Annotated in this window: 13 protein-coding genes; 9 read left to right on the forward strand and 4 right to left on the reverse strand. The window is 44.1% G+C overall.

All coding sequences use genetic code 11. The features are described from left to right. Nucleotides 1-48: 48 nt before the first annotated feature. Both BWI96_RS05820 and BWI96_RS05825 read left to right on the forward strand, forming a co-directional pair. Entirely contained in the window at nt 49-714 is a 666-nt protein-coding gene (locus BWI96_RS05820; protein ID WP_106635747.1) for a CBS domain-containing protein, read from the forward strand. A gap of 109 nt (nt 715-823) precedes the next feature. After that, complete coding sequence (locus tag BWI96_RS05825) at nt 824-1,321, forward strand: low affinity iron permease family protein (protein WP_106635943.1); 498 nt, start codon at nt 824-826, stop codon at nt 1,319-1,321. A 208-nt stretch (nt 1,322-1,529) separates the two neighbouring features. Here BWI96_RS05825 and BWI96_RS05830 read toward each other — a convergent pair whose 3' ends face one another. Then, complete coding sequence (locus BWI96_RS05830) at nt 1,530-2,795, reverse strand: glutamate-5-semialdehyde dehydrogenase (protein ID WP_106635748.1); 1,266 nt, start codon at nt 2,793-2,795, stop codon at nt 1,530-1,532. Between the two features lie 112 nt (nt 2,796-2,907). After that, complete coding sequence (gene proB / locus BWI96_RS05835) at nt 2,908-3,939, reverse strand: glutamate 5-kinase (protein ID WP_106635749.1); 1,032 nt, start codon at nt 3,937-3,939, stop codon at nt 2,908-2,910. 346 nt (nt 3,940-4,285) lie between these two features. On the opposite strand from proB, the gene BWI96_RS05840 reads away from it, so the two are divergent. From BWI96_RS05840 to BWI96_RS05860, 5 genes are all read left to right on the forward strand, one after another. Beyond that, nucleotides 4,286-5,491, forward strand: a complete 1,206-nt coding sequence (locus tag BWI96_RS05840) for a histidinol-phosphate transaminase (protein ID WP_106635750.1) — start codon at nt 4,286-4,288, stop codon at nt 5,489-5,491. Nucleotides 5,492-5,616: 125 nt separating this feature from the next. Next, on the forward strand, nt 5,617-7,170 hold the full coding sequence (locus tag BWI96_RS05845) for a flavin monoamine oxidase family protein (protein ID WP_106635751.1): 1,554 nt from the start codon (nt 5,617-5,619) through the stop codon (nt 7,168-7,170). Between the two features lie 72 nt (nt 7,171-7,242). Further along, on the forward strand, nt 7,243-8,145 hold the full coding sequence (locus tag BWI96_RS05850) for a hypothetical protein (RefSeq protein WP_106635752.1): 903 nt from the start codon (nt 7,243-7,245) through the stop codon (nt 8,143-8,145). A gap of 335 nt (nt 8,146-8,480) precedes the next feature. Continuing rightward, nucleotides 8,481-10,604, forward strand: coding sequence for a M48 family metallopeptidase (locus BWI96_RS05855; RefSeq protein ID WP_106635753.1), 2,124 nt, complete (start codon nt 8,481-8,483; stop codon nt 10,602-10,604). Between the two features lie 67 nt (nt 10,605-10,671). After that, nucleotides 10,672-11,376: a head GIN domain-containing protein gene (locus tag BWI96_RS05860; RefSeq protein ID WP_106635754.1), complete on the forward strand. Its 705-nt coding sequence runs from the start codon at nt 10,672-10,674 to the stop codon at nt 11,374-11,376. Here the strand turns inward: BWI96_RS05860 and BWI96_RS05865 are convergent. Both BWI96_RS05865 and aat read right to left on the reverse strand, forming a co-directional pair. Beyond that, complete coding sequence (locus BWI96_RS05865; RefSeq protein ID WP_106635755.1) at nt 11,373-11,609, reverse strand: hypothetical protein; 237 nt, start codon at nt 11,607-11,609, stop codon at nt 11,373-11,375. The genes BWI96_RS05860 and BWI96_RS05865 overlap by 4 nt on opposite strands. Before the next feature lie 30 nt (nt 11,610-11,639). Beyond that, a complete protein-coding gene (gene aat, locus BWI96_RS05870) occupies nt 11,640-12,284 on the reverse strand; it encodes a leucyl/phenylalanyl-tRNA--protein transferase (protein ID WP_106635756.1) in 645 nt (214 codons plus the stop codon). 376 nt (nt 12,285-12,660) lie between these two features. On the opposite strand from aat, the gene BWI96_RS05875 reads away from it, so the two are divergent. Both BWI96_RS05875 and argG read left to right on the forward strand, forming a co-directional pair. Then, on the forward strand, nt 12,661-13,329 hold the full coding sequence (locus BWI96_RS05875; protein ID WP_106635757.1) for a GNAT family N-acetyltransferase: 669 nt from the start codon (nt 12,661-12,663) through the stop codon (nt 13,327-13,329). Between the two features lie 183 nt (nt 13,330-13,512). Continuing rightward, nucleotides 13,513-14,712, forward strand: a complete 1,200-nt coding sequence (argG, locus tag BWI96_RS05880; RefSeq protein ID WP_106635758.1) for an argininosuccinate synthase — start codon at nt 13,513-13,515, stop codon at nt 14,710-14,712. The last annotated feature ends 42 nt before the right edge of the window (nt 14,713-14,754 follow it).

A 14,754-nucleotide genomic window follows, 5' to 3' on the forward strand; every position in this document is an offset into this window, starting at 1 on the left:
ACTATCGAAAAAACCGGATAAGCTTTCACATAACCCATACAAAGCCATATGCTCGCTGAAGAATTGATTGACCCATTATTACCGACTTTGCGACCTACCGATACGGTTGGGAAGGCACTGGACTGGATGCAGGAATTTCGAATGACTCAGTTAGTATTGGCTGAAGAAGAACGTTATGCAGGAATTCTTTCGGAAGAACGATTAATGAACGCAGATGAGGAGGATTTCCTGACGGAAGTTCAGCCCGAACACCCCGGTATTTCGGTGCAGCCTTACCAGCATATGTACGACTTGTTACGAACAACGCAGTTGTATCAACTGGATGTTTTGCCAGTAGTTACGGAAGACCATACTTTTGTAGGCAGTATCTCCGTTAACGAATTACTGAAAAGATTCGCGGACGACTTAGGAACGCAGGAGGAAGGAGCCATCGTAGTTCTTCAAATGGACGACCGGGATTACTCCATGAGTGAAGTAAGCCGGTTGGTGGAATCGAACGACGTGAAGATTATTAGCAGTTATTTTAACAGTGGTAACTACGAAAACAATCAGCCCGGACGATTAACTCTGAAGCTGAACCGTCGGAACATCAAGGCCGTGATTGCTACCTTTGAACGTTACAATTATGTCATTGAATCCGTCTTCACGGCGGAAGCTCTGGACAATACCGATCAGGAACGGCTGGATTTACTGCTTCGTTACCTGAATATGTAGATTAACTTTTCCTTAAAAAAAGGTCTCACTTGCCAAAGTGAGACCTTTTTTGTTGAATTGAGAATGGTTTTTTAGAAGATTGGGTAGGATGAACTTTACCTATACAATCATGAAAAACACCCCTCATTCGGATGAATCTCACGTCCAGAAGCATAAGTTTTTTGAGAGCTTTTCTTCTTGGGTAACCAAAGCGACGGGAAGCCCGGCGGCTTTTCTGATGGCTCTGGCAGTAGTGCTGATCTGGGCGATCTCTGGTCCCTTTTTTCATTATTCCGAAACCTGGCAGCTCGTGATTAATACGGGAACAACCATCATTACTTTTCTGATGGTATTTGTAATTCAGAAAGCTCAGAATAAGGATTCCGTTTCGATTCAATTGAAACTGAATGAGTTGATTGCGGCTACCAAAGGAGCCAGTAACCGACTCGTAGGTGTAGAAACGCTGGATCAGGATGAACTGGATATTCTTTGCAAACATTACGAAACACTGGCCGAATTAACCCGCAAGGCCAGCGATTTAAGAAAATCACACTCTATTGAGGAGGCTTACAAAGACACGAAAGATAAGCTCAAAGCAGAAGAGGGAGCCACCCCTGAAGCGATTTAAGGTTTGAGAGGGTTGGTACCTTTATGATTTCTCTGTTTATCGGATTTTTCCCCGGATTGCATCCGGGGTTATTCATATTTAACCCCTACGGGTTTTTCAGTACATAAAAAGTCGTAGTGAATGCATCTAGGTAACCTCTTGTATTTCAATACAAGAAGTTACCTAGATGAAATGCAGGGGAAACCCAACCACGATACAAATAAGAAGATCACCAACGAACCTGTCCGTCTCCTTGAATTACCCATTTCTCAGTAAGCAATTTCTCCAGAGCAAAAGGCCCACGGGCGTGCAATTTTTGCGTGCTGATTCCAATTTCAGCACCTAAACCAAATTCACCACCATCCGTAAACCGAGTGGAAGCATTAGCATACACCGCCGCCGCATCAACCTCTTCCAGAAAACGTTGACAAACGTGTGGGTTCTCAGAAATAATCGCTTCCGAATGCCGGGAAGAGTAGACCCGAATGTGCTCCAGAGCTTCGTCAAGTCCGGTAACTACCTTAATTGTAATTTTATAGTCGAGCCATTCTTTGCCGAAATCTTCGGGCTGAGCATGGCGTAAAAAGGGGTAGCCCGTTTTCTCTAAAACATAATACGCGGCAGGGTCTGCGAAAACTTCTACATTCCATTTTTCGAAATCCGCACAAAGCATGGGTAAGAAAGCGGAAGCCACACCCTGATCCACCAGAATGCAGTCGAGCGAATTACAGACCGAAGGACGGGACACCCGAGCATTAACGACAATGTCGCGGGCTTTTTCAAGATCCGCTTCTTCCTGAACGTAAGTATGGACCACACCCGCTCCGGTTTCGATGGTTGGTATCAGCGAATGCTGACGTACAAACTGAATTAAAGCACTGGAGCCTCGGGGAATAATAATATCAACGTAACGCGTGGCCGTTAGTAACTCTTTCATTAACTCCCGATTGGTGGGGAGAAGCGTAATCACTGCCGCAGGTACATCGAATTCCTGCAAAACCTGATGAATTAAAGTAACCAGGTATTGATTCGTAAACCAGGCATCGCTGCCACCGCGTAAAACCACCGCATTCCCCGAACGCAGACAAATCGCCGTCACGTCAATGGTTACATTAGGGCGGGATTCGTAGATAACGCCTACTACGCCCAGCGGGACGGCTATTTTTTTCAGGTCTAATCCGTTGGGTAACGTCCGTTCCAGTAGAACTTGCCCACTGGGATCGGGTAACTGAGCAATGTCCCGAACGCTCTGAGCCAAACCCTGAATCCGTTGATCATTCAGTAATAAACGATCCCACTTCGGGTCACTCTGCGGCATTCGCTCCAGATCTTTCTGATTTTCAGTCTGAATCTGACTGGAATGTTCTAGCAGAAGGGCTGCCAGACGATTCAGAATTTCCGCTTTTTGCGAACCACTCAGTCGCCGAACCGCCGGAGCTGCCGCGTGGGTAGCTTCGAGTTGGGGAAGAATGCTCAATTGTTCCGTTTCCTGCATGGAAGTGAAGAGTTTTCAGTTTTCAAGTTTGCCGTTTACTGTTTGTTCCGCAGAAAGAGTTTAACCGCTTGTTTCATACCGATTAACCCCATTGAAAACAGCAAATAGAAAACTACAGTAATACGATATCGTCGGCGTGAGCGACAGCAAAGTTCTGGGTTTTCAGATTCTGGGAAACCGTATGGGAAGATTCCCTGGCCTTAGCAACGGCAATGATCTGGCCGCTTTCATCGGTAATTTCGATTACTTCGCCACGGTCAAAGTCGCCCATCACTTCCGCAATACCCACGGCTAATAAGCTGCGTCGGGATAGTAAAGCCTTGACGGCCCCATCGTCTACTTTCAATTGTCCCCTTACCAAGCTGGCGGTTCCCAGCCATTTTTGCCGGGCTTTCAGAGAAACCTTATCGGGTGTAAAGACAGTTCCGGTTTCTTCTTTTAATGCATTCAAAATGCCTTCCGGCGTATGAATCCCAAAGATGACCACCCGAATGCCCATCCGAACGGCACGTTTGGCAAAGCTTAACTTTGAAACCATACCCCCTAAACCCACGGCAGATTTGGACGTATCGGCCATGCCGAGAATATTTTCATCAATTCGCTCGACGCGTGGGACGATGTTGTTTTCTTTATCCAGTAAGCCTCCAACGGATGTACTGAATAACAAGGTATCTGCCCCCAGGCCAGCAGCTAGGAGCGTGGCTAGTTCATCGTTATCCGAGAACTTTAGCTCCAAATCCGATACCACGTCATTCTCGTTAGCGATAGGGATCACGCCGTTTTCCCAGAGCGTTTCGTAGGTCTCTTTTAATTGAAGAAACTGCGGTCGATTCGCGAAGTGACTGCGTTCGCACAGGTTTTGGGCTACCGGGATTCCGAAGGCTCCAAAATACTTGGCGTATAATCCTAACAGAAGCGGATTGCCAATAGCCGCAGCGGCTTTGCGTTGCGTTAACTCGCCTCGGTATTCCTTCAGATAAGCTTTACCTGCACCCACGGCACCCGAAGATACCAGAACGATGCGGTACTGATCGTGTAACTGAGCGGCTTGCCGGGCAATTTCAAGAATCGTTGCTTCATTAATCTCACCATTGGCTTTGGTGATACTGGCTGTGCCGAATTTAATAACAAGAATAGGCTTCATACTGCCCACAAAGGTAAAAAATTGGTCGGCAATCTATGTAGAGTTAGTATAGATTAGATATTTGAATATTATAGGTTTAAAAAATTACTAATTGTGGATGAAAAATTAATAAATGACAAATAATAGGTTTCTAAAAATGAGTTATTTGACATTTAAATTGTAAAAATGTAAAAAGTAGATGTAAACTGATGTTTGGTGGATGGCCAAATAATCCCTATTTTTATGCTCGGAAAGGAAAATATTTTTTTATTAACTCTGCTAATGTTGGAATTTTCTACTCCATCTTTCTAATAAGTCCCATTTTAGGTCGCACGCATACCACAAACCATCAAACTGTTACGAAAAGATGAATCGTCGTAATTGGCTTAAAAACTCAGCGGCTCTTACAGTAGGAGCGACCGCCTTGCCTACTCTTCTGCAAAAAGCTTATGCAGACCCAGCGGCTCGTCAGGAACTTTACATGGATCTGTCCCATGAGTTTCGGGCAGCTATGTTAGCGGATGCTATGCCTCCTGCGGCAGTAAAAGCTCGTTTAAGTGCGAATGAAAATCCCTGGGGACTTTCTGTAAAAACGAAAGAAGCCGTCAATAACTCACTCACTGAAGCCAACCGTTATGCGGGTCGTGCTTCTATGGATTTGTACAAAGTCATTTCGGAGAAAGATGGAATTCCGATGCCACAAAATCCTTCGGGTGGCGGCGGCTGGGGCGGTCCTTCTAAAAGCTACATCAAATTAGGATGTGGTTCCACAGAGTTACTGAATGCCAGTCTGATGCACTTCGGTTCTAAGGGAACGATCATGGTGGGAGATCCCTGCTATATTTCGGGCAACGACGAGAAGTTTCCGATGGACAAGGTGAAGCTGACGCCCGATTATCAATACGATCTGGACGCAATGGCGAAGAAGGTAGATCCAGCGAAACACAGCCTGGTCTATATCTGTAATCCTAATAACCCCACGGGTAACCTGCTTCCTGCCGATAAACTGCGGAAGTTCATTGATGAAGTTTCTCCTAAAGTTCCGGTATTGGTGGATGAAGCCTACATCGACTACGCCAATGATCCTAAAACGGATTGTATGGTAGATAAAGTGAAGGAAGGTAAAAACGTAATCGTTCTTCGCACGATGTCTAAACTTTACGCTTTTGCAGGGATGCGTTTGGGTTATGCGATTGGCAAACCTGAATTATTACAGGATATTTCAAAATACACCATGAATGGCTTTGGCGTATCACTTCCCACGCTTATGGCAGCACAGGCGGCCTTCGCGGATACGGAAAACTCTAAAATGGTATTAGCCAAGACGACGGAATCAAGAAAATATACGGCTGATTTCCTCAAAAAAGCAGGTTATAAAGTCATCCCATCCTACGCCAACTTTATGCTCTTCCCAGTAAACATGAAGGGCACGGAGCTTACGGGTAAACTGATGCAGGAAGGCGTAATGGTACGGAACTGGTTCTTTGACGGACAACACTGGTGCCGGGTGTCCATCGGTACAATGGATGAAATGAAAGCCTTCACAGACGCGTTCACGAAGGTAGTTTCTTAATTAAGTTTGTTGGGTTGCACGTTGCCCGGTATGATACAAACTAGTAATGAGCAATTGATTAGTTTAGTTGGATCATACCGGGCAGGTTCTATTTTAAAACCTGACCAACCGCTTTCTTTCCCCATATGACCAGAAGAGATTTTATTGAAAAGTCAGGTAACAGTTACCTGGCTATGGTTGCTTTGGGCTTTCTTTCAGGTGCTCCTGCCCAGGCATTTAACTTACCTCGTAACGAAAAACCCAACGGCAAAAAGGTTGTTATTCTAGGTGCTGGCCTGGCTGGTATGTCGGCGGCCTATGAGTTGGGCAAATTGGGGTATGAGTGTGTCTTGCTGGAAGCCCGCGAACGGGTAGGTGGTCGGATCTGGACCATACGGAAGGGAACGACGGAGACGGAGATTGCAGGAGAAAAACAGGTTTGCAAATTTGATGAAGGGTACTATCTAAATGCCGGGGCTGCCCGGATTCCACATCATCATCAGTTAACAGTTCAGTATTGTAGAGAACTAAAAATACCCGTAGAGATTTTCGGCAATCTCAATGAAGCGGGGTATCAATATTCTGAAAGTAACCGTGGAGCTTTAGCGAATAAGCGGGTGAGAGCTCGTGAAATTCACGCCGATATGCGGGGTTACCTGACCGAGTTAGTAGCGAAAGCCATTGATCAAAACGCTCTGGATCTGGAGATGTCTAAAGAAGACGTTGATCGTTACGTAGCCTGGTTACGCGAAGAAGGAGATTTAGATATTAACAAAAAGTACAAAGGCTCGGAGCGTCATGGCTATGAAATGGCTCCGGGAGCGGGCTTGCAGAGTGGCAAAATTGCCCAGCCTTATGCTCTGAAAGACATCGTAGAGTCAGGGTTAACGCATCCGGCTTTTGCCAATGTAGGCGAATATACGTTTAATCAGCAACCCGTTCTCCTTCAACCCGTGGGTGGTATGGATATGATTCCCAAGGCTTTTGAGAAAGTATTGGGAGAGAAGATTAAACGTTCCTGCGAGATTCTGGAAATTCGCAAAACCAATCCTGGCGTACGCATTGTGTACCAGGATAAGAAAAGCGGGCAGAAACAAGAAATGAAGGGCGATTATTGCATTTGCACCTTACCCTTGCCGATCCTTCGAAAAATTCCATCTGATCTCTCCGGTGAAGTACAACGGGTAGCCGACTTCGTACCTTACATGGAAACCTGCAAAATCGGAATGCAGTTTAAACGCCGCTTTTGGGAAGAAGATGACAAAATCTTCGGTGGAATTACCAAAACCAATATGGATATTACCCAGATTTTCTACCCGGCCCATGGCATGTTAGGAGAGAAGGGCGTACTGAAAGGCATGTATAACTTCCACGGTCTGGCAAAAAAGGTGGGAGAGTTATCCATTGCGGATCGGCAGAAACTGGCCTTTGAGCAGGGTTCAAAAATTCACCCGCAGTATAAGGATGAATTTGAAAATGCCTTTTCACTAGCCTGGCATAAAATCCCGTATTCACAGGGCGGCTGGGGTATTTATTCTGAGGCCAATCGTCAGCGGTTATATGCCACCATGACGAAAAATGACGATGACATTTACTTTGCTGGCGAACACGCCAGTAACCTGCCCGCCTGGATGGCCGGAGCGTTTGAATCAGCCCGTTACGCGGTTGACTTGTTACACAAACGGGTTTCGGCGGGATAATGAATTAATAATTCGTTCAATCAGACGATTAACGAACTAACGTAATACTGATAACGCTTCAAATGTAGTCTTATGAAGAAAATTTTCCTGACGCTGGGAGTTGCCGCTTTAGTTTCTTTAAATAGCTGGGCTCAAGATGCTGAGAAACGTCCGATTACCTCTGCTGAATTTGACGCGGCCAAGAAAATTGCCGTAAAAAATCTGGAAAAAGACACCTACGTAAAGGCCGGGAATTTCATACTGGATCGCGTAGGAGATCCTTTCGTATTTAAGTTTTCTGACGGTACCGAACGTCGGGTATATCTCTATAAATTATTTGAAACTGAGAAAATGGCCGAATTGGGAATGTATGCCATTTATACAACGCCCAAAGATGGTAAGCTTCGTCAGTTTCCCTTACCCAGTCCTGATGCTGCGGGCGACGTTTGGGGAAAATACATTGATGAGTTGAAATACGGAGAAGATGCCATGAAAGGCATGGCGTCCTGTATTGCTTTTGTGTTGACGAAATCGGGCGTGGGTGGTGCACCGGCGGCGGCTCAGGAAGGGGAGAAAATTGAATATTGTTTTCCCGCGGAGGCTTTGGTAACCTTAGCCAACGGCACAACAAAAGCCATCTCGGAGGTTACTGCTGGTGATCAGGTACAAAGTTATGACTCCGTAACCAAGTCTTCAGAAATAGCTACTGTTGAGGAACTTACGGTTCACGCTGATCAGACTTTTGACTTAACCCGATTAACCCTGGTCGATGCAGCCACTAAAGTAACGGCATCTGCTACGACAAATTGGGAAACAGTTACCCTGGAAGCTACAGCCAATCACCCTCTTTTAACGGAAAATGGAGTAAAAAAGATGAGTGAAGTTCGGGTAGCGATGCCCTGTATTACCGCGATGCCGAAACCAACACATTCAAAAAATACGATGTCTTTACGACACAATCTGCGGTTCGTTCGGTTAACAAAGTATTTAATCTGAAAACCGATAAGACTACCTATGTAGTCAACGGAACGGTGGTTATGACGAAGTAATTCACTTCCAATTTTGTACATTCAAACTAGTTTCATAAATTAAATTTCGGGAAGGTATTAGTAAGGTTTTCCCCTTCTCGAAACTTAAAAGTCAAGTAAGATTACTGCCTAAATTACTCTCTTTTAAGCTATTGCGGCTTTCTCTTAACCAAAACTCGAACAGGCCCCCGCTACTCGTAGTGGGGGCTATTTTTTATTAAGAAACCAGGCGTACTATCATTGAATTTGCTAAAGAATACAGTCTTTGCTTTATTAGGTGTTATAACCTAACTCCTAATTCTGATGTCCAATCAATTTATTTATCCACCGTCTCCCAAGGGTATTTCTCCAACCTTAACAGAACCTTCAAACGCTTACAAGAGGCAAGTAAAAACGGTAACTACTTCTATTATTACCTTCATTGTAGTATATATAGTTTTGTTTCTGGCCTCTATTGCTCTGACAATAGCTTGTGGCTTTGTAGGGATATTACTTTTCTCGAAATTTTCTTATTCGGGAGTCTTTATTTTAGGTCTGGGATTAGTAGGGTTTGGTTTATTAACTATCTTCTTTCTAATCAAATTTATGTTTGCCATAAAAAAAGAAGATACATCTGAGCTTATTGAAATAAGCGAAGAAGACGAACCTGATCTATACAAATTTATTTATCAAATAGCCGAAGATACTAAAGCACCAAAGCCCAAAAAAATATTCCTATCGCATAATGTTAATGCTGCTGTTTTTTACGATTCCAGTTTCTGGAGTATGTTCTTTCCTATTCGTAAAAATTTACTCATCGGTGTAGGTTTGGTTAATGGATTGTCTTTAAGTGAACTGAAGGCCGTACTAGCTCATGAATTTGGACATTTCTCTCAGCGTAGTATGAAACTGGGGAGTTACGTGTATCAGTCAAACAGGGTTATTTATAATATGCTTTATGAAAATGAATCCTGGAGTAAAACGGCAGAAGTTATTTCAGCCAGTCACTGGGCTGGCAGTATTGCAGCTTCTCTTTCGACACTGCTTATCAGGCAGATTATGAGTGTATTGCAGTTTTTTTACGTCTCTATTAATAAGAAACAATTAAGTCTATCGCGTGAAATGGAATTTCATGCCGATGCGGTTGCGGCAAGTGTAGCTGGCAGTGACATTACTATTCACGCCTTACGAAGAGCTGATTTTGCAGAAATTGCATTCAATTCAACGCTGAGTTGGTGTAGTCAGTTGGTGGATGATAATCAAAAAATTGATAATATATATGAGGGGCAGACAACAATTATTAAGTACATGGTTGCCAAACATAACCTTACGTTCAGTAACGATTTACCAGTAATAACAGATCAGTATTTAGCGTCACACCAAACCAGTAGAGTAGTTTACAAAAATCAATGGGCCTCTCACCCAAGTCAGGAAGAGCGTGAGGAGAACCTAAGAAGTATCAATGTCGATGCTGTTAATGTAGAAGATTCTGCCTGGAATGTGTTTACAAATTCTAAACATTGGCAGTTGTATTTTACTGAACAACTATATAATCAGGTTGAATTTAAATCGGAAGTACAAATCGTTAGTTCTCAAGCTTTATTAGATAAAATAGAGGAAAACGAGCAAGAATATGCTTTGCCAGCTATTTTCGAAGATTTCTACAGTCAACGGCTTATCGGAACTTTTGATTTAGAGACCGAACCCGAAAGTTTACGACCCTGGAATAGTCTAATGAACCAGGAGGCGATGCTTCTAAAAGATCGAATTTTGGCTAATGCTAAAGATATAGAGGTTCTGAAATCCATACAGTCGGGTGAAATCGATGTAATATCTTTTGATTTTGATGGAAAGAAATACAAAAAAGAAGGAGCAGAGAGCTGGATCCATCAACTCACTAAAGAGCAGGAGATAGACACGGCTCAATTAAATCAATTGGATGCCGAGATTTACTGGTATGTCTCTAAACACAATTCTGACGAATCTGAAAACTTTAAACAGCACTATTGTAACTTTTTTAAGGTGAAGAAAATCAAAGAAGATTTTCTGGCCGAGGCTACTAAAGATGCCGAATTTATTATGCCTTTTCTGATGAATAGTTTAGAAGATACGTCCATTAACTTTAACTATTATCACGAAGAATATAAAAGGGCAGAACCTGGATTAATGAGTCAATTTGAGGAGTTTAAAAAAAATGGAATTTTCGATGGAATTAGAACGGAGGAATTAAAGCGTTCGATGAATAGCTTTATGGGTGGAGAATATCATCAACTGCCTATTCGGGAAATGTTCTATAAGGTGTATCATCTTCTTGGGGATACTATCAACCATTTATCTTATCGGGAATTGCAAGCTCAGAAAGCTGCTTTAGAACTACAGGCTCAGTTATATCGAAAATCAGGACTTATGGTTCCGAAGAAGACTGAAATGGAGGGAATTATCCTATGAGAAAAGATAGGTCATGCAACGAAAAAATCCGAGTATGCATCTTTACTAAAAATAATTCATTCAACTTATGAAGAAAGCCTTATTATCTATTGCTCTAGTACTGGGAATAACGGGAGCTTTGCAAGCTCAAAACTGGCAGCAAGCTCGCTCGGTAGGCAATTTTACTGCCATTCAGGCTAATAGTGGCATTGACCTATACCTGACCCAGGGAAACAGTAACTCTTTGAAACTCGAAGTGAAAGGCTACGAAGAGAAGGAAGTCATTACAGAGATTAAGGACGGTACACTCATGCTGAAAATTGACCGCAATAGACCTTGGGGAAGCTGGGGTGGGTCTGGTCGTTCAGTGAAGGCTTATATTTCCTTTAAAACCCTGGAGAAACTTAGAGCTAGCGGAGGGTCAGATGTCTATTCTCAAAACCAGTGGAGCGTAAAAGACTTAACGATGGATTTAAGTGGCGGCTCTGATGCAAAAGTTGAGCTGAAAGCCGAACACCTGGTAATAACTGCGGGTGGCGGTTCGGATGCCTATCTGAAAGGAAGTGCGGGGGTTTTTGAAGCCGTAGCCAGTGGCGGTTCGGATATTAAAGCCTCAGGGTTCAAAGCGGGTATTGTGCGGGTGAAAGCCTCTGGTGGTTCCGACGCTCACGTACATGCAGATGAGGAGATCACTGCGGAAGCCAGCGGGGGAAGCGATATCAACTATTCCGGGAATGCGAAAGAAGTTGGTATTCGGAAATCGGGCGGTAGTGATGTGAACCGACGGAATTAATTCAGGAATTCAAATGCATGCGGGCAATGCCATTCTTGTTGTTTTAATTTAATACGTGTTGCCAGCTTTTTATTGTTATTGAGGTGCAGGGTTGAGGATGGTGCTGCTAGCGGCATTTCTGTTGTTTTAATACGTGCTACCAGCTTTTTTGCTGGTAGCTTTTTATTGTTATTGAATTGCAGGATTGAGAATACCGCTACCAGCTTTTTCGCTAGCAGCGGTATTCTTGGCATAGCCCGACCAGCTTTTTCCGCTGGTTTACGCTAGCTCTTGTGCTTGATAATCGCCGGGAAAGGATATGGCAATGGATGGGGGGAAACATCCGCAAACTGGCACCGTTGTTGAAGAGCAATGCGTAAGCGAAACATGTACTCTGCCCTTGGAATCTCGATGGCTCCGTATCGTTTCACGTTATCATTAATAAACTGCGTATCGAGTAGGTAATATTGCCTTTCCCGCAGTCTTTCGATTAAGTAATGAAAAGCTACTTTAGACGCATTAGGGACATTATAGAACATGGATTCCCCGTAGAAAGCCCCACCAATCGCTACGCCGTATAAGCCACCGGCCAGCTCATCGTCTACATACGCTTCGACGGAGTGGGCATAACCCATCTCATATAATTCGGTGTAAGCCGTAATGATCTCTTCGGAAATCCAGGTACTGTCTTCGCCTACGCGAATGCGGGCACAACCCCGCATTACCCCTTCAAAGTCATGGTTGATACGAATTTCAAAGGTCTTTTTATTAAGAATGGGGCGTAAGGATTTGGCGGGTTTGTAGGTGTCAATAGGAATAATGGCTCGGGGTTCAGGCGAGTACCAGTAAAGTGTACCGTCTGAGTCCGCCATGGGAAAAATCCCACTCATATATCCATAAAGCAGATCATCCGCGGTAAGATTAGTCATAAGCTCGGAACAAAAATTTCATGGGCTCCGTTAAACATATAAAGGTCTTCATGATCTGACAAGTATAACTAATGTAAAGAAAAAAATGTACAAAGTTTGCAAGAACGCTTTCGTTTTTCTAAACTTTGCGACGTTTTCAAAATTATCTCCAAAAGAAAATGAATTCACAGGCCATTATCGAGCCTTTCTTTAGTATCCTGCCACCGCGTCGGCCCTTCTTCAGGCCTGAACGACGGAGGCCGGTACGCCTGTGATTTCTGGCCATTCCGGCACACTATTTTCTTCCTTTTAGGGTTGTATGAGTCGTTAAGCAAGGCTACCTGACCATTAGCCAGTGTACTTTCATTCAACACAAGTTCCTGTTTTAAGTAATCAAATGAACGAATATAAAGTCCAGATTGCCTCGAAAGAGCATCTGTACCTTGCCGAAGAAATTTGCTGGCACATGGAAGAAAGTGCCAAGCAACGCGGCACAGGCATTGCCAAACGCTCGCCTGAGTACCTTCGTCGTAAAATGGAAGAGGGGAAAGCTATTGTCGCTATGTCGCGTCGCGGCGAGTGGGTAGGTTTCTGTTACATAGAAACCTGGGATCACGGTAAATTCGTGGCAAACTCAGGTTTGATCGTCCATCCTGATCACCGGAAAAGTGGTCTGGCAAAGATGATTAAGGAAAAGGCTTTTGAGCTATCCCGTCATAAATACCCCAACGCCAGAATTATTGGTATTACCACGAGCCTGGCCGTGATGAAAATTAACTCCGAACTGGGTTATAAGCCTACTACGTTCAGTGAGTTACCCGTAGATGATGCCTTCTGGAAAGGGTGTTCCTCCTGCGTAAACTTCGATGTGCTGAGCCGTACGGGTCGGAAGCATTGTCTTTGCACGGGGATGATGTTCGATCCTTCCTGGGAAAAAGAAAAAGAGAAAAAGCCGAAGTGGAATTTCCTGAAAAACGCTAAAATCTATGAGCGTTGGAATAAAATCAAACAACGGCTTTTGTTAAGGCACCACGAGAAAGAAGAAATCGAAGAACCCGTTCATTAGTTATTCACAAATCGTTAACTGTTGAATAGTTAATGGTTGTACGTTGTCGTATAATTTTGGCGGGTGGGAGAGATTCCTTCCCGCTTTTTTATAAGTATTTATTGATTGAACATAACCAGGACCGGAAATCATAGGCGTAACCTCCAGAAATCGCATTTCCGAATCCGCACTCAACCAAATTCCATGAGTAAACCCAAAGTTGTATTGGCGTACAGTGGTGGTCTTGACACCTCTTTTTGTGTGAAATACCTGTCGGACGATCAGGGCTATGAAGTTCATTCCGTATTAGTAGATACTGGCGGATTTACCCAGGCAGATTTACAGCAGGTAGAACGCAATGCCTATGAATTGGGGGTAGCCAGCCACGCCACGCTCGACGTCGTGAATGACTATTACGAAAACTGCCTGAAGTATCTCGTTTTTGGAAACGTACTGAAAAACAATACGTATCCGCTGTCGGTAAGTGCCGAGCGGGTATTCCAGGCTCTGGCAGTAGCTGAGTATGCCAAGCAAATTGGAGCAAAGGCCGTTGCTCACGGAAGTACGGGTGCGGGTAACGACCAGGTTCGCTTTGATATGGTGTTCCGCATCGTTGTTCCTGAAGTAGAGATCATTACGCCCATTCGCGACTTACGCTTAAGCCGTGAAGCGGAAATTGAATACCTGAAAGCTAAAGGAGTCGTACGCGACTGGACGAAGACGACCTATTCGATCAATAAAGGATTATGGGGAACGTCAGTAGGAGGTAAAGAAACATTAACCTCAGACGGATTTTTACCCGAAGAAGCCTGGCCTACGCAATTACAGCGTCAGGATACAGAAACGGTAACGCTTGATTTCGTAGCCGGTGAGCTGAAAGGGGTAAATGGCGAAAGCTTCGAAAACCCAGTAGATGCGATCCGTAAATTACAGGACGTAGCGGCTCCTTTTGCGGTAGGTCGTGACATTCACGTGGGCGACACCATCATTGGTATTAAAGGACGGGTGGGTTTTGAAGCCGCCGCTCCGCTGATTATTATTAAAGCACACCACTTACTTGAAAAGCACGTATTAACCGAACAGCAGATTTTCTTCAAGGAACAACTGTCGGGTCAGTACGGTAGCCTGTTGCACAAAGGCCAGTTCCTGGAACCAGCCATGCGGGACGTGGAAACGTTCCTCGAAAGTACCCAACAACACGTAACGGGTCAGGTACAGGTGCAGTTACAGCCTTACCGTTTCTTCGTAACGGGTATTACCTCACCGTTTGATCTGATGAGTAATGTCTTTGGTAGTTACGGTGAAATGAACAATGCCTGGTCGGGTGATGACGTTCGCGGCTTCTCGAAAATTGCTTCGAATCAGACCATGATTCACCGTAAAATCACTGAGTTGAACGACTAAAATTGCGTTGTTGGTTAATGGTTATTAGTGGTTGGATTTATT

The organism is Siphonobacter sp. SORGH_AS_0500 (assembly GCF_002838835.1).
Classification (GTDB): Bacteria; Bacteroidota; Bacteroidia; order Cytophagales; family Spirosomataceae; genus Siphonobacter.